Genomic DNA, 16210 nt, shown 5'->3' on the forward strand with positions numbered 1-16210 from the left:
AGCGCCTTCGCGAGTACAGCCTCGGAACGTCCCATGCCGTAGACCCTGGCGGTATCCCACCAAGTTAAGCCCGCCGCCAGGGCCGTATCGACGATTGCCTCCAAACCATCCGGAGTCAGGTGAGAGCCGAAGTAGCCGTCACCGAGCTCGCCGCTGTCGCCCCATGCCCACGTGCCAAGGGCGACCGTGGGGATTTTCAGATTATCGATTGTCATGTCTGGTCCGTACCTGTTCCGCGGCGAGGTGGGGTGACCAAGCGCCGGCGCCACATTGAGGTCCGGTGAGGCTGGATCGTGAGCCTGATGCGCCGAAATATCTGCCCGATCCTCCCACAGTGCCGAGTTGACGTTGCCGCTGCATCGCGCGCTTGCGATGATCCGATCCATGGAAACATTGCATGAAATTGCGGGTCTAATTGCCCGGCATGCCTCCGCAGATGGCTTCCACGCCACCCCCATCGAACGCCTAACGCTTGTTCGATCCTCCACCACGACGATGCCGATGCCGAGCGTTTATCGGCCGCAACTGTGCCTCGTCGCGCAAGGACGCAAGGAGGTTAAGTTGGGCGACTGGGTGTTCAGATACGGGCCGGGGCGCTATGGGGTCGTGACGTACGACCTGCCGGCCACCGGCCACGTCGTCGAGGCCAGACCCGACAAGCCCTATCTTTGCCTCTATCTCGATTTCGATCCGGTCATGCTTGGGGACATGGCTTCGCGTGTGTCGCCGTCGCCGACAGTCCCATCCCCGCCCATAGGCAAGACCGTGTCAGACGCCGGCTCCGATCTGCTCGATGCGGCGACGCGTCTTCTGCGGTTGCTCGACAATCCCATAGCCCAGCCCGTTCTCGGGCCGCTCGCCGAACAGGAAATTCTCTATCATCTTCTTGCTGGCGCTGATGGCGCCAGGATGCGCCACATCACCGCCAGCCAGGGACGGGTTGCTCAGGTCGGCCGAGCCATAGCCTGGATTGGAAAAAACTTCCGGGAACGGTTCAGCGTGCGGCAACTCTCCAGGGAAGTCGGCATGAGCCCGTCGACTTTACATGAGCATTTCCGAGCGGTGACAGCGATGACGCCGCTTCAGTTTCAGAAGCAGCTTAGGCTGCAGGACGCGCGCAGCTTGATGCTGGCCCAGGACATGGATGTGGGGACCGCCGCCTTGCGTGTCGGCTATGAAAGCCCGTCGCAGTTCAGTCGCGAATATCGTCGCCATTTCGGAGAGCCGCCGGCGCGCGACATCGCCCGATTACGGGCCTCACAAGGTTTGGCCTTGATCGCCTGAGCCTTGATCATCCGGCTCGCTGCGAGCGGCGCTGACCTCATCGCTGCCGGCGGCCCTGGCATCATGCCGTGCTCGGCATTTTGCTGGCGCGTGTACCGGCGCGGCGGAGAATTCATGACCCGCCTAAACGCGGTGCTGAACGACTTTTCGGACCCATAAGCCAAACGCCAACGCGATTTCGGCCAGGAATGGGCTAGCTGTTCGGCGGCCCGCATCATGCGCCGGCGTTTGGGGACCAGCGGGTCAGACCTGGGGCTTAACCATCAGCATGACAACGCCATGCGGTGCGACGGCGGCCTCATGGCCATTTCGGGAAACGCCCAGGTCCCTACCGGCCCACAGATCGCGAACCCTGACCTTCAGTCCAGCAGGATAATCTAGCTGATCCCAGGTCACGCGGATCGTGGCTGGGGCCTCGCCGCGATTGAGCAACACGACAGCGCGCCCGCCGCCGTCCAGCGGCCTAGACCAGACCTCCAGAGCGCCTTGCTTGGAAATGCGGCGTCCTTGGACGCCCAGGGCGTCCTGGTCGATGGCGATGACCTCGCGATTGGTCAGGATCGCCTTGGTGTCGGCGTCCATGTTGGCGATGTCGTTGCCGGCGATCAGCGGCGCGGCCAACATGGCCCATAGGCTGAAGTGGCTGCGATACTCCTCGGTGGTCATGCCGCCGTTGCCGACCTCGAGCATGTCGGGATCGTTCCAGTGGCCGGGACCGGCATAGGGATGAAGCTCGGCGTTCTTGTCGACGATGTTCATCATGCCCAGGCTGTAGTCCTTCACGCCTTCCCAAGCGTCATAGATGTCGCCGGTCGTACGCCAGAGGTTGCCGACCTGCGGCCCCCATAGCCACGGCTTGGAGTTTCCCCATTCACAGATGGAGAACACGATGTCCCGGCCGCTTTCCTGCAAAGCGCGCGACATGATGTAGTACGAGGTTGGGGCATGCTGGTCGCCGGCCATGCACCAGTCGTACTTCAGGTAGTCCACGCCCCAGGCGGCGTATTGGCGCGCATCCTGATACTCGTGGCCCCAACTGCCTGGCCTGCCGCCGCAGGTCTTCAGGCCCGCATCCGAATAGATACCAAACTTCAGGCCCTTGGAGTGGATGTAGTCGCCCAGCGCCTTCATCCCGCCAGGAAAACGCTCGGCGTCGGGCTGGATGTCGCCGTGCGCGTCACGCGCCCCCTGCCAGCAGTCGTCGATGACCACATATCGATAACCGGCGTCCCGCATGCCCGAGCTCACCAGGGCGTCGGCCGTCTTACGGATCAGGGCCTCGTCAACGTTGCAGGCGAACTTGTTCCAACTGTTCCAGCCCATCGGCGGGGTGCGCGCCAGCCCATTGTCGGCAAGAGCCGGCGGCGCCTCGTCGGCCAGCACGGGCGAAGTGACGCAAAGGGTAAGGCCAGCGACAAGTGCGACGATGGATTTCACGATGGGTCCTTTATATTCGGTGGTCTAGCGCGCGGCGAGAAAGGCTTCATGCGGCACGGCCAGCGCCTTGGCGCGGTCGATCGCCTCACGCATCCTGCGCATCGCGCTATCCAGTTCGGTCGGGGTGAAATAATCCGCCATCGGATCATGGGCCGGTGGCAGGCGCTCGAAGCCGGCGAACATCGAAAGCCAACTGGGGTCCTGGAACGACTCCCATTCGTAGCGAACGAACGTCCCGCGACGCTCGAACATCCGCATCTTGTGGGCTAGGGCCTCAGGCGGGTTCAAGCTGCGCACGGCGTCCCACATCGGCTCGCCGACGCGGCCATTGGCGATGTAGTGAAGCAGGAGGAAGTCGCGGATCCGAGCATATTCCAGGCGGGTGATACGGTTGTATTCCTCGGCCAGGGCCGGATCGAAACCACGATCTGGAAAGAGCTGGCCCAGACGTTCCACGCCGCTCTGGATCAGGACGATGCTCGTCGATTCCAGCGGCTCGAGGAAGCCCGCGGCCAGGCCCAGGGCGACGCAGTTTTTTCTCCAGAACGTGCGGCGGTGACCCGTGCGAAAGCGCAGGAAATTGGGCTCGGCCAAGGCCCGTCCTTCCAGGCGCGAGGCGAGCGTGGCGGCGGCCTCGTCGTCGGAGATATGCGCGCTGGCGTAGACGTAGCCATTGCCGACGCGATGTTGCAGTGGGATTCGCCATTGCCAGCCCGCGGCCAGGGCCGTGCTTCGCGTATAGGGCGTCAACGGGCCGTCGCGCTCGCAGGGCATGGCCACCGCCCGATCGCAGGGCAGAAGATCGCTCCAATCGTCGTAGTCCACACCCAGCGCCTGGCCCAGCAGCAGGCTGCGAAAGCCAGAGCAGTCGATGAAGAGGTCCGCCGCGAGCGTCTTTCCATCGGCAAGCGTTACGCCGGTCAGGAGACCACTTTCGCCGTCTCGCTCGACTTCGATCACGGCCCCCTCGATGTGGGTCACGTTCAGTTCGGACGTCGCCTTTTGCCGCAGGAAGCCGGCGAAGAGGCCGGCGTCGAAATGAACGGCCCAATTGAAGACGCCCAGGTCGTTTGGCGGCGAGGCAGGCGGATCCATCATCTGGTTGGCAAGCGCAAGCTGCGTACAGAGGCTGTAGGCCTCCAGCGGGGTGGTGTCGCCCTCGGCGCGGCGGCGCAGCCAGAATTGGTGGAACGGGGTGCCGCGTGAGGGCATGCCGTAGAGGCCGAAGGGATGAAAGAAGCGGCCGCCGGGCCGGTTCCAGCCTTCGAATTCGATTCCGAGCTTCACCGTACCCTGGGTGGCGGCCATCACCTGCGCCTCGGTGACCCCGATATCGCGGAAATAGTCGCGGATCGCCGGAACGGTCGCCTCACCCACACCGACGGTGCGGATATCAGGCGACTCCACGACGGTGATGGCGATGTTCTGGCGCGCCAACCGGCCAGCCAGCCAGGTCGCGGCCATCCAACCGGCCGTGCCGCCGCCGACGATGAGGATGGATCGGATTGGAGAAGGTTGATCGCTCATGGTCGCCCCAGAACAAAAAGGGAGCCTGCCGGCCGCAGGATGCCGACAGGCTCGCAGGGGGGAGAGTTTAGATCAGTACTTGAAGCGCACGCCAGCCACGTAGCGGGCCTCAAAGACGTTGTTGTAGGCGTGCTGGTCTTTCCAGGTGAGGTAGTACTTCTCGTATTCGCTGGTCAGGTTGGTGCCCTGGACATAGACGGTCAGGTTCGGCTTGACGTCGTAGCTGACCGAGGCGTCCAGATAGTTCGTCGGCGCCTGATACATCTCCAGTCCCGAGATGCCGCCGAAGTCTTGCGAGACCGCGCGCTTGGAGCGGTAGTTCCAGGCGATGCGAGCCTGAAGCCTGTCGTCCTGGTAGTAGGCAGCGAGGTTGGCTTGGTACTTGGAGTTGTCCTGGAAGGGGATGGACGCTCCGGCCAGGTCGGTCTTGCCCGACTTGGACGGCGAGTAGGTAAAGTTGGTGTCGACGCCGAAGTTCGACAGCATCGATGGCATGAACGGCAGGTCGCTGAAGGCCAGCTTGGCCCCGGCCTCCACGCCCTTGAGGGTGCCGCCGTCGCCCTGCACCTGGGTGCTGATCGAGACGGTGCGATTGCGCACCACTCCGTCGTTGTCGGGCAGGTCGGTGCGCACGATCGTGCCGCTCTGAATGAAGCTATCGACCTCGATGTAGAAGGCGCCCAGGCTCAACAAGCTGCCGCGACCCAGATAATATTCCAGCGAGCCTTCGAAATTGTTGGCGCGCCATGGATCCAGGTCCGGGTTGCCGTTCTGACTGCCGCCGGTGACGCGGAACACCGGAGACCCCGGATTGGACGTGTCGATGGCGTAGGTCGGGTTCAGGCCGCCGCCCCACTGGTTGAGATCCAGGAGCGTCATGGTCTTGGAGGCCGCGACGCGAAGCTTCAGGTTTTCGCTGAGGTCGAACGCCAGGTTGAGAGCCGGCAGGACGTCGGTGAAGTCGCGCTTGGTTTCGACGGTGCCGGCCAGCAGGTTGGCCACGCCGTAGGGGCGAGGGCTGCCGGTGACGTACTGGGTAATGTCCAGCTTGGTCTGGATGACCTTGACGCCGGCATTGCCGGTGAACGGCAAGCCGAAGACCTCGCCCTTGAAGTCGCCCTGGATGTAGCCCGAGGTCTGTTTGACGCCGACATTGAACGAGGCGCCGGGGTTCATCACCTCGACATTGCCAGGGTAGTAGCTGTTCTGGAACGCCAGGGCGTTGTCCATGGCCGCCGGGTCAAGGACGTACATTGAGGGCACGCCCGCGACACCCGGGCTGAACAGCTTGACCTGGCCGTTGAGAGTCGGGTCGTTGGCCTTACGGGTCAGCCCGGCGGTGTAGTAGCCCGACGCATCGCCGGCGCTGCAGCTGCTGTCGCTGACGGGGACGTCGAAGGCCTTCCACTTGACCAAGCAGCCCGTGCCGGTCGAGCTGCTGCTGGCGTAGAGCGGCGCCACGCGGTCGAATTCGAAGTCGTCGACCGAGCGCTCGGAATAGCGCGCGCCGGCCGAGAGCTTGAAGCTGTCGTTGAGGGCGTACTCGCCGTCGGCGCGGATGACCTTCAGGTCGCCCTCGCGGCGGTAGTTGCCTTCCGAAGACATCGTCTTGAGCGCATAGCTGTTGATGTTGCTCAGCTCGGACAGCAGCTGGCTGGGCAGGGTGAACACCGGCTTGTCGCCCGTATAGTTGACCTTGGCCTGCAGCGACGAGGCGCCGGCCACGGTGTTGACCTGGTAGCCCCCCGCGTTGAAGACGCGGTCGCCGCCCAGCGAGGTCGGATAGTGACCCACGCCGCCCGGTTGCCATTGCGAGCCGTCCGAGAGGCTGAACTGCAGGTAGCTTTGGTCGTAATACTGGTGGGCCTTGCCGTAGATGCCGCGCACCGAGCCGGTGAACTTGCCGCCGTTGTCGTACTTCAGTTCCAGATTGTAGTTCTGGGACTTGGACTGGTAGCGGTCGTTCTGGGCGTAGGAGTCGAAATTGCCCAGGTCGTAATTGTAAACCTGGGTGGTGTTGACATGGTAGCCGCCCACGACCGCGCCGGTGTCGCGCGACTGGCCCGGCGTGAATTCGGCGGCCTGCCAGTTGACGTTCTGCATCTGGAAGCCGGCGGTGCGGTCGTGCTCGTCCTGGTCGGTGAAGAACGCCTCGCCCACCAGTTCCAGCGCGTCGTTGATCTTGAACTGGACCGCGGCGTTGACGCCCAGGCGCTCACGTTCGTTGATCTTGTTCCAGCCGGTGAAGCCCTGGGGCACGATGAACGTGTCGTTGGCGTCGCCGTCGCCGTTGACGTCGATGCCGCCAGTGACCGGCGTCCCATGCGGACGGTTGGTCGGCGAGAAGCCGTTGCTGGAGGTCGCGTCGGCGGTGCCCTCATTGTGCAAGGTCGCGCCGTAGCTTTCCTGGATGCCGTTATGGGAGTTCGACAGCCGCACGTCCGAATAGGCCGCCGACAGCAGAGCGCCGAAGCGATCGTTGCGGAAGGAGATCAGGCCGTTGACGTTGGGGTCATACTTGCTGGTCTTGTCGCCGTAGGAGCCTTCGACCGCCGCGGCCAGCGTCACGCCGTCCTTCAGGTCGAACGGCCGGCGGGTCTTCAGATTGACCGTGCCGCTGATGCCGGCGTTGAGCTCGTCCCCTGTCGTCGACTTGATGACGTCGGCGCCCGAGAACAGCTGGGAGGGAATGTCGTTGAAGTTGGGTTGCACCGTCGTGATCGACTGCGCGCCCAGATAGACCTCGCCGTTCAACAGGGTCGAGACCTGGGGCAGACCCCGGATGTTGATGGTCGAACCTTCGCCGGCGCTGCGCAGGATCTGCACGCCGGGAATGCGCTGAAGCGAGTCCGAAATCGTATTGTCGGGCAGCTTGCCGATGTCTTCGGCCGAAATGGCGTCGACCACCGAGGCGGCGTCGCGCTTGATGTTCACCGCGCGCTGTTGCGAAGCGCGGATGCCGGTGACGACCACCTCCTCGACGGTGGAGGCGTCGGTCGTCTGACCCGCCGCCGGCCCGTCCTGGGCTGTCGCCAAGGCCGGCGCCGCCATCGCGATCATCGAGACCGCCGCGAGTAATCCGCTCCGGCGCATATTTGTTGAATGCTTCATTTCCCCTGGTGCTCCCTACCTCGTTTTCGAGGGCGATCCGCAATCGACGGAGGATGCGGACGACGCTGGGCGCAGTCTCGTTCCCTCCCCGCCGCGGCTTGTTACCGTCTGGCTTGGGCAACATCGTTCGGAGCGCCCCGGCGGTCAACTTAAATATTTTGTTTTTTCTTTTTCTGCCGTACGACCGTGGCAAGGGCGCCGCGTCACTTCCCGGCCGCTAGCCAAGTCGCCCATCGGGAGCCGTCAATAATGAACAATCAGACCCCTTCTGAACCCGGCGCGCTGACGCCCGCCTTACTGGGCGCTGTCGGCGCGGCCGCCCTGGCGGGCCTGCTTTTCGGCTTCGACACGGCGGTGATCGCCGGGGTCACGGGTGATATCCGTCGCGTGTTCGATCTCTCACCCGCGATGCTGGGCGTGACGGTGTCGAGCGCGCTGTGGGGCACGCTCCTGGGCGCGGCCTTCGCCGGAAAGCCCGGCGACCGGTTCGGCAGCCGCGACGGGCTACGCGCCATGGCGATCCTCTATCTGATCTCGAGTCTGGGCTGCGCGCTCGCCTGGTCCTGGCCCTCGCTGCTGATCGCGCGCTTCATCGGCGGGCTGGCGATCGGAGGCTCATCGGTGTTGGCGCCGATCTATGTGGCCGAGATCGCCCCGACTCGGCGGCGCGGGGCGTTGGTGGGTCTTTTCCAACTCAATATCGTCGCTGGCATCCTCCTGGCCTATCTAAGCAACGCCCTGATCGCGGCCGCGGATCTTGGTGCTTCGGCCTGGCGCTGGAAACTGGCAGTGACCATCGCGCCGGCCGCCCTGCTGTGGCTAGTCCTTGGACCCGCGCCGCACAGTCCGCGCTGGCTGGCCGCGCGAGGGCGAACCGCCGAGGCGCAAGAGGCGGCGCGGCGGCTGGGCGGCGGCGCGCCTTCGGCGGGAACCTTGATCCCCGGCGATGGCGTGCGGTTGTCGTGGCGTCGCCATCGCACCCCCATCCTGCTGGCGGTGGGGCTGGCGATGTTCAACCAGTTCACCGGCATCAATGCCCTGCTCTACTATCTCAACGACATTTTCGCCGACGCCGGATTCGCGGCCGCCTCGGCCGATCTGCAGGCGGTGATCATCGGCCTGACCAACCTGATCTTCACCCTGCTGGCGATGGCCGTGATCGATCGCTTCGGACGCAAGCACCTTCTGCTCGTCGGTTCGGTGGGCATGGCCGCTTGCCTGGGCTTGGCGTCCTACGTCCTGTCCACCGGCCAGCACGCAGGCTGGCTGCTCTACGGACTGATCGGCTTCATCGCCGCCTTCGCCTTCAGCCAGGGCGCGGTGATCTGGGTCTATCTGAGCGAGATCTTCCCGACCGCCGTGCGGGCCAGGGGCCAGGCTCTGGGCAGCAGCGTCCACTGGCTGGCCAATGCGGTGATCTCCGGACTCTTCCCGATCATCGCCGCCCGCGCGCCAGGCGCGCCGTTCGCAATCTTCGCCGGCTTGATGTTGGTCCAATTCGTCGTGGTCGCCCTCCTCTACCCGGAAACCAAGGGCGTGGACCTTGAAACGCTCGCGGCCAGGCTGGCGCCCAGCGACGTTGAAAAACAAAACTGAGTATTCTTAAGGCGACGCATGGTGGTATCGATCGGTCCACAGCTTGAGGATACGGACCGATCATGCCCGACGCGCCCAGCCGCCGTTCGCGCGGCGCCAACAACGACCGCGCGAATCTCTCCGGCACCAACCTGGAGCGGGCCGGCGACTATAATCAGCGCGTGGCCTTGCAATCGATCCGGGTCGGGCTGGCCAAGACCAAGCAGGACGCCGCCGCGTTCACCGGCCTATCGGTTCCGGCGATCACCAACATCACCAACCGGCTGCTGGATGACGAACTGATCATCGAGGCCGGCAAGTTGCATGGGGCCCGCGGCCAGCCGGCCATGACCTTCGCGATCAATCCTGACGGCTGCTATTCCATAGGTCTCAACATCGACCGTGATCACGTGACCATCGTCCTGCTCGATCTGGCGGGACAGGTACGCGCCCGCGCGACGCACGAGTGGGCCTTCGCGAGCCCGGAGACGGTGGCCGAATTCTTCGACCATCACTGCAAGGCGTTTCGAAAGATCAAGGGCGTCAAGCGCGACAGGATCATCGGGGTGGGGATCGCCATGCCCGACGATCTGGCCAAGAGCGACCTACCCCATCGCCCGTCCGAATACGAAGCGTGGAACAGGGTCGATGTCCGCGCGCTGCTGTCGCGCTCGCATGATTGGCCAGTCGTGCTTGAGAACGACGCCGCCGCCGCGGCCCTGGGCGAGCTGCATTTTGGCCACGGCATGCGCAACCAGAGCTTCTTCTACATGCTGGTCAGTTCGGGCCTGGGGGGCGGACTGGTCATCGACGGCGAATATTTTCGCGGCGCGCGCGGCCGTAGCGGCGAACTGGGCTTCCTGGGTGTTACCGGGTCGCAAACCGCGACCTTGGAAGACTTCGTATCGCTCTCGGCGCTCTACGAACGCCTGCAGGATCTGGCGCCGGACAACCCCGCCGACCTTGTCGATCTGCCGCCCAAGGGCCAGGTGCGGCTCAATGCCTGGATCGAGGAGGCGGCCGAGCGCCTTTGCGACCCGCTAAGGTCCATCAGCTGTCTGATCGATCCGCAGGCGGTCTATGTCGGCGGCCGTCTGCCCGAGCCGTTGATCGACCGGCTGGCCGAGGCCGTGAACACCAAGCTGGCGTCCCGGAACCTGCCCCTGACCATGGCGCCCGTGCGTCGAGCCGCGCTGGCGTCCGACGCACCGGCCATGGGCGCGGCGATCATCCCGATCATCGCTCGCTACCTGCCGTCCCGCTCGGCTCTGCGCAATACCGATCAGGCCTAGACTAGGTACGGCTCCAGGGCGTCCAGAGGCGATTGCTTTAGGGAACCGAGCATTCCGTCAAAAAGGGTCGCGCGGGCGACCGGCGCAGCCGCTGGCCGATCAAGCCCAGGCCGGTGAACCGGCTTGATGCTTGTCGAACCAACCTGGGCGGAGGCGCCGGACTCGCCACGCCCTACCGGGACAGCGGCCAACACCGCCCCTCGCCCCTCCCCCCGGCTCTCCCGCCGGCCTCAGCGCACCGCGACGACCGCCGGTCGGACATTCCAGCCTCGCAATTCGACCTTGGCGCCGGCCACGACCTTGCCGGGGTAACGGATTTCGACCGTCCGGCGCTCGCCCGGCAGCAGCGAGACGTAGTTGTCGGCGTAGTAGGCCGGCAAGACCCGATTTCCTTTGGCGTCGATCAGGGTCAGCTTGGCGTTCAGCGCCGGCCCCGAGCCCGTATTGGCGAGATCGACGGCCAAGACGTTCTCTTCGCCGCTAGCGGCCGCGGCCTTGACCGCCAGACTGACCGGCTGGGCCGACATGGCCGACAGCTTGCGCTCGCCCGCCGCGTCCGCGCCCACCCAATAGAGGTTGCGCGACAGCACCGCGCCGTCGGCGCCGGTCAGATCCAGCCGCACGACCGCGGCGTCTCCAGACGACAACCCCAGTTCCAGCGTCCGGCCCAGGGTCACCGCGTCGGCCTTGGCCTCCACAGTGTCTGTCTGGTCGACGCGCACCTTGCCCGACAGGTCCAGCACCCGTGCGCGCAGCTTGGCGCCGGTCACGGGCGTAGTGGTGTTGTTGACGACGGCCAGCCGGTGATCGGCCAGGCTCATCTGCACGTGCACCGGCTCGGACGCGGCCTTCACGCCATAGAACGAGCCGTGGGTGTCATAGTCGTGGCTGAGGATCTGCCACATGGTCGAGGGCCAGGCCGGCTGGGTCATCCACAGCATCCGGCCTGAGGACTTTGTCCAAAGCTCCTGGTTCATGCCTTCGAAGATCGCCCGGTGCGTCTCGTAGTTCATCAGCTGGGCCTTACGCTCGAAGTCCTCGAGGCTGGTGGGCGCGCCCAGCTTGGAGGTCATGGCCTGCATGAACGACGTGGTCGCGCCATTCCCGGTGGGGTGCCAGTCGTGATAGGCCCAGACGTCGCTGATCGGCCAGCGGTCGGGCGCGGGCACGGCGGCTTCGAAGGCTTCCAGGGTCGGGAACGATGGCGTGCCGACCTCCACCGAGAAGCCCTTAGCGTGCTCGGTGAAATAGGTCTCCGGCTCACGATAGTTGTAGGGCCCGCTGTTCTGCAGGTTCACCCGGTTGGAGCTGCCGGTGTACCAGCGTGTGCCGTCCAGGTCGTGGACCAGCGTCTCCAGACCCTCGTTGAGAATGGGCTGCGGCACGCCCTCGTTCCGCCCGACCCACATCGCGATCGAGGGATGGTTGCGGTAGCGGTCGATGACGTCGGCGGCGTTGGCCAGGAACAACGGCACATCCTGGATCTCGAGATTGTAGTCCTGGGTCGATTCCCAGAAGTCGTTGATCACCAGCAGGCCGTACTCGTCGGCAAGGTCGTAGAAGACGTCCTCGGTGTTCTGTCCTACCCAGTTGCGGATGATGTTGAGGTGAGCCTCCTTGTGCAGGCGGAAATAGGGCTCCAGCCGCTCTCGCGACACGCGCTTGCGCCAATCGTCCATGCCCCAGTTGCCGCCGCGCGCCGCGATCTTCACGCCGTTGACCTTGAGCACAAGATGCGGTGCCAGGCCGGTCTCGGGCACGTCCTTCACGGCCGGCGAGGTCTCGCCTTCCTTGGTCAGCGACGTGGCCCAGCCGCCCTCCACCTTGCGGATGCCCTCATGGCTGCCGTCGGTGATGTCCTGGCCGAGCTGCCGGGCCTTGGCGTAGTCGACCTCGACGCGCCGCAGCTCGCCATGCGAGTCCATCAGCGACAGCTCGTAGGTCATCTGGCGCAGGCCGATGCGGCTGTCCTTGCGATCGGATTCGCGGCCGTCGACGCTGACCGTCAGATGCAGATCATAAAGCGTCTGCTCGCCATATCCATTGGGCCACCAGAGCTTGGGATTGGCGATCGACAGCTGGGGAAATTCCGCGGGCGTCAGCACCACCTTTCCTTGCCCGGGCGCCAGGATCACGGTCTTTTCGACCACGACCGCGCCGAACGCGGCCCGCACGACCGCCTGGACCGGCTTGTCGCCCAGGTTCTCGACGGGCACGGTGATTTCAACCTCGGCGACGCTGTTGGCGGGTTTGCCGGGCGCCTGGGGAAGCGTGGTGACCACCTGGCTGTCGCCCAGCCGGGCCACGCCCGAGGACCGCAGGACCACGTCCTGCCAAAGGCCGGTATTGCGATCGCGGACGCTGGGGATCCAGTCCCAGCCCTCGGTCGCTACGAAGGTCGGCCCATCGAGCACCTGCAGGCCGCCATTTTCGCCGACGCCGGCGGTCAGGGACTCCTCGTGCGCCAGGCCGGGATGAGGCGGCGGAGAGACGCGCACGGCCAGGGCGTTGCGGCCGGGCTTCAGCTTGCCGGCCACGTCGAAACGCCCGCGGATGAAGGCGCCCTTGATCGTGCCCAGCCTCTCGCCGTTCAGCCAGATTTCCGCGGCGTAGTTGACGCCTTTGAAGACCAGTTGCGGGAAGGCGGCCAGATTGGCCGGGGCGTCGAACTCAGTTCGATACCAGTAGTCTTGCTTGTTCAGGCTCTCGGGGATGGCGGTGTTGTTGAGGCCGTATTCCGGATCTGGATAGACGCCCCGGTCGACCAGGGTGGTCAGGACCGTGCCGGGCGTGGTGGCCCGATACCAGGTGCTGGCGTCATATCCCGGCCGCGACAACACCGCGCCCTTCTCGGCGACCTTGGGCGCCTCGGCCAGGGTCCAACTGGCCAAGGTCCAGGCCGCCAGACCGCCTTCGGTCGCCGGCGCGGTGACCAGCACGGGTCCAGCATACGGCGGCTTGGTGACCGGTTTGGAGATCGGGGCCTTGGAGACGGGTCTCGTCCAGGCATCCTGGGGCGCGGTCTGGCCGAGCATCTGGCGTGTCTGCACCGGCCAGACTGGACTTCCCGCCTCGAACGCGGTCAAAGCTTCGTCCGGCGGCGTCCTGGCCAGGGCCAGGAGTTCGCTCGGCGATAACGCGCGCGCGGTGAAGGCCAGGCCCGCGATCTTGCCGCCGAACGCCTCACCCGATCCCCGCGGCGCCAGCTTGATCACGGGGGCGGCGGCGAGCGGCGTCACGACACCTTCCCCGGACTTGACCCCGTCGACGAAGAACACGACGCGACCCGCGTCGGCGACCGCCGCCAGGTGTCGCCAGGCTCCGGACGCCAGGATCGCGCCGCCGTGGACGACCGCGCCGCCGCTGACCAGGGCCGGCGCGCCATCGATCAGGGCCAGGTAACGGCCCGATGCGGCCGCTTCCCCAATGCCGGCGATCAGCACCTGGCCCTTCGGGACCTTTGATGGCTTGATCCAGCCCGAAAGCGTCCAGGCCCCATCCGCCGGCAGCGTCGGGCCCGCCTGGGGCGTCGCGATCGGCTTGATGAGCTGATCACCGCCCGCCGGAAGGTCGGCGTTGTAGGGCCCGTAGGCCGGGGGCGTAACCTGGGCGAACGCGGCCTGGCTCAGCGCCAAGGCCGACGCCGCCAGCAGGGCGAGCTTGAAAGCGCTTAGGGTCATCCTGGTTTCCTCCGCGGCTTTCTTGCCGCCGCTTGATTATTTCGCGTGTAGGCGATCAGGCCGTTCGCTGGATGGGCAAGGCGCGGGGGCCAGATGATGCTTCATCTCCGTCCCGCGCGGCTTCGTCGAGCGCATGGCCCAAGGTCTCGATGGCGCAGACGATGTGATAGAAGCTGCTGGCCGGAGCCGGCGCTTCGACCAACGCGCCGCCCACGGTCATGCGATCGAACCACAGGCCAGGCGTTGAGGTCTGCAGATAAAGCTCCAGCCCTTCGATCGCCATGGCCACGGTGTCCCACCAAGGGCCGCCGACCTGCGAGGCGGCCAGCGCCCACGCCTTGATCCGTTCCGTCTGCGGCCAAAGGCGGGCCTCGCCATCGAACCTGGAAAAGTCGTCGAGCAAGCCGTTGAGGGCGACATTGCGCACGGGATCAACGCCGCGTTCCTCGCCAATGCGGATTAGCCGCATCGCCGCGACGCGCGCGGCGAGCACGTGAGGACGCCCGGACGCCAGCCGGCTCCAGCGCAGCAGCAGCCAGGCCCACTCGAACTGGTGTCCAGGCTCGACGACACGGCCCGGCTGGCCCATGGCGGGCGCCCAGCCGTCGGCGAAGAATTCCTTGAGGGCTCCTCCGCACATCGGATCAATAAATCGATCGAGCGCTAGTCGGACGATGGCTTCCGCCGCCTGCGCCCATTGCGGGTCTCCGCCGGCCTCCATCCAGGCAAGGCACGCCTCGAGCAGATGCATGTGCGGGTTAGAGAGCAGTTCGGCCGGCGGCGGGTCCATCGACCAGAAACCGGCGTCGGCATGGCGAAAGGCGGTGAAGATCGCCTCGCGCAGGGCGATGGCGCTGGCCTCGGCCGGCGGCCCGACCAGGGCGCGAAGATTGGCCAAGGCCAGGAGCACGAAAGCTTGGTCATAGAGCGCGGCCCGGTCATCCAGAACACGGCCGTCCGCGTCGATCAAGGTGCGGACCAGACCGTCGGAGCGAACATAGCGAGCCAGGAACGCGCGCAGTCCTCGTTGCAGGAGGGCCTGGTCGATCGACGCGCCAAGCCGTCGGGCCACGGTCAGGGCATAGAGCTGGCGCGGCTGGACTCGCGCCCGGCGCGGCGCGCTGACGGGCCGTCCATCCAGTCCGATCAGTTCTTCGAACAGGCCGTCGGCGTCGACGCCCGCGGTGCTCCAGAGCGGCGCGGCCTCTTCCAGGAGCCAGGTTCTCAGGCGATTGAACCCCGCCTGCGCGCGGGCGTGGTCTTCAGGCGGCGACATGGTTGGTCCAAGCCCCCGGCTCCCAAAGCCTGGCCGCACCGCGCACGCCCGAGGAGTCGCCCCAGCGCGCCTTGGCGATGCGGGCGGTCCACTGGTCGGCGAAAACTCGCGGGGCGATCAGCGATGGCAGGCGGTCGTAGAGCGCATCGATGTTCGACAGGCCGCCGCCCAGGACAAAGACATCGGGATCCAGGATGTTGCAGAGCACGGCCATCGCTCGCGCTAGGCGATCGACGAGACGGTCGAAAGCCGCGTCAGCCTCGAGATCACCGTTGCGAGCGGCTGAAAGGATGGCTTCGCCCGTCCAGTCCAGGCCGGTCCTGGCCTTGAAGTCACGCCGCAGGCCCGAACCAGACACCCAGGTCTCAAGACAGCCCGACTGACCGCACCAGCACGGCGGTCCGGGATTTTCCTCCGGCGTGGGCCAGGGCAGCGGGATGTGGCCCCACTCGCCGGCCACACCGTTGACGCCCTCCACCAAGCGGCCGTCGACCACCAATCCGCCGCCGCATCCAGTGCCCAGGATGATCGCGAAAGTGGTGTGGGCGCCCATGGCCGCGCCGTCCCAGGCCTCGGACAGAGCCAGGCAATTGGCGTCGTTGGCCAGCCGCACCGGCCGCCCCAGCGCATGGGTGAGATCCTCGCGGAACGTGCGTCCATTGAGATAGACGGTATTGGCGTTGCGCATCAGGCCAGAGCGCGGCGAGATCGAGCCGGGAGCGCCGACGCCGACCGATCCCTGTTGGCCCACCTGCTGCTCGACCTTGGCGATGAGATCGCAGACCGCGCCGATGGCGCTGTCGTAGTCGCTAGGAGTTGGAACACGAGACGAGGCCAGGACATGGCCGTCCTGCGATAACGCAGCAGCCTCGATCTTTGTCCCCCCGAAGTCGACGCCTATCCGGATCATTCCGTCCTCCCACCGCACCCTTGGCCGGGTGTCACCCTTCGGCATTAGCGGGGAACACGGCGGATTCCAACATAAAATAAATATTTTTGTTTTTCTAATTCATTTACAACGCGGGCAC

Annotated in this window: 10 protein-coding genes; 3 read left to right on the plus strand and 7 right to left on the minus strand. The window is 65.6% G+C overall.

The genetic code is table 11. The features are described from left to right. On the minus strand, positions 1–386 hold a 386-nt coding region (locus DI526_RS06870), incomplete at its 3' end, for an aldo/keto reductase (protein ID WP_304275802.1). Here DI526_RS06870 and DI526_RS06875 point away from each other — a divergent pair. Then, a complete protein-coding gene (locus tag DI526_RS06875; RefSeq protein WP_304275804.1) occupies positions 373–1284 on the plus strand; it encodes an AraC family transcriptional regulator in 912 nt (303 codons plus the stop codon). The genes DI526_RS06870 and DI526_RS06875 overlap by 14 nt on opposite strands. Before the next feature lie 243 nt (positions 1285–1527). Here the strand turns inward: DI526_RS06875 and DI526_RS06880 are convergent, their stop codons facing one another. From DI526_RS06880 to DI526_RS06890, 3 genes are all read right to left on the minus strand, one after another. Further along, on the minus strand, positions 1528–2721 hold the full coding sequence (locus tag DI526_RS06880; protein ID WP_304275807.1) for a glycoside hydrolase family 27 protein: 1194 nt from the start codon (positions 2719–2721) through the stop codon (positions 1528–1530). Between the two features lie 24 nt (positions 2722–2745). Then, positions 2746–4248, minus strand: coding sequence for a tryptophan halogenase family protein (locus tag DI526_RS06885; RefSeq protein WP_304275810.1), 1503 nt, complete (start codon positions 4246–4248; stop codon positions 2746–2748). Between the two features lie 72 nt (positions 4249–4320). Beyond that, on the minus strand, positions 4321–7308 hold the full coding sequence (locus tag DI526_RS06890) for a TonB-dependent receptor (RefSeq protein WP_304275813.1): 2988 nt from the start codon (positions 7306–7308) through the stop codon (positions 4321–4323). Positions 7309–7608: 300 nt separating this feature from the next. Between DI526_RS06890 and DI526_RS06895 the strand changes: the two genes are divergently transcribed. Beyond that, positions 7609–8955, plus strand: a complete 1347-nt coding sequence (locus DI526_RS06895; RefSeq protein ID WP_304275817.1) for a sugar porter family MFS transporter — start codon at positions 7609–7611, stop codon at positions 8953–8955. A 62-nt stretch (positions 8956–9017) separates the two neighbouring features. Next, positions 9018–10226 (plus strand): ROK family protein, encoded by a 1209-nt coding sequence (locus tag DI526_RS06900; protein WP_304275820.1) that lies wholly within the window; start codon positions 9018–9020, stop codon positions 10224–10226. Between the two features lie 230 nt (positions 10227–10456). On the opposite strand, the gene DI526_RS06905 is transcribed toward DI526_RS06900, so the two are convergent. Genes DI526_RS06905 through DI526_RS06915 form a run of 3 tightly spaced genes read right to left on the minus strand, consistent with a single transcriptional unit; the run spans position 10457 to position 16092 of the window. Beyond that, positions 10457–13906 (minus strand): LamG-like jellyroll fold domain-containing protein, encoded by a 3450-nt coding sequence (locus DI526_RS06905; RefSeq protein ID WP_304275823.1) that lies wholly within the window; start codon positions 13904–13906, stop codon positions 10457–10459. Between the two features lie 55 nt (positions 13907–13961). Beyond that, positions 13962–15182 carry an AGE family epimerase/isomerase gene (locus DI526_RS06910; protein WP_304275825.1) on the minus strand — a complete coding sequence of 407 codons (1221 nt, stop codon included), beginning with the start codon at positions 15180–15182 and terminating at the stop codon, positions 13962–13964. Beyond that, entirely contained in the window at positions 15169–16092 is a 924-nt protein-coding gene (locus DI526_RS06915; protein WP_304275828.1) for an ROK family protein, read from the minus strand. Before DI526_RS06915 ends, DI526_RS06910 begins: the two co-directional genes overlap by 14 nt. Positions 16093–16210 lie beyond the last annotated feature (118 nt).

The organism is Caulobacter segnis, assembly GCF_003243465.1.
GTDB classification, from domain to species: domain Bacteria; phylum Pseudomonadota; class Alphaproteobacteria; order Caulobacterales; family Caulobacteraceae; genus Caulobacter; species Caulobacter segnis_A.

Excerpts from the sequence above, each read along its gene's own strand:
- DI526_RS06910 (WP_304275825.1), bottom strand. The coding sequence starts at position 15,182 with ATGTCGCCGCCTGAAGACCACGCCCGCGCGCAGGCGGGGTTCAATCGC.
- DI526_RS06915 (WP_304275828.1), bottom strand. The coding sequence starts at position 16,092 with ATGATCCGGATAGGCGTCGACTTCGGGGGGACAAAGATCGAGGCTGCT.
- DI526_RS06875 (WP_304275804.1), top strand. The coding sequence starts at position 373 with ATGATCCGATCCATGGAAACATTGCATGAAATTGCGGGTCTAATTGCC.
- DI526_RS06885 (WP_304275810.1), bottom strand. The coding sequence starts at position 4,248 with ATGAGCGATCAACCTTCTCCAATCCGATCCATCCTCATCGTCGGCGGC.
- DI526_RS06890 (WP_304275813.1), bottom strand. The coding sequence starts at position 7,308 with ATGATCGCGATGGCGGCGCCGGCCTTGGCGACAGCCCAGGACGGGCCG.
- DI526_RS06905 (WP_304275823.1), bottom strand. The coding sequence starts at position 13,906 with ATGACCCTAAGCGCTTTCAAGCTCGCCCTGCTGGCGGCGTCGGCCTTG.
- DI526_RS06895 (WP_304275817.1), top strand. The coding sequence starts at position 7,609 with ATGAACAATCAGACCCCTTCTGAACCCGGCGCGCTGACGCCCGCCTTA.
- DI526_RS06900 (WP_304275820.1), top strand. The coding sequence starts at position 9,018 with ATGCCCGACGCGCCCAGCCGCCGTTCGCGCGGCGCCAACAACGACCGC.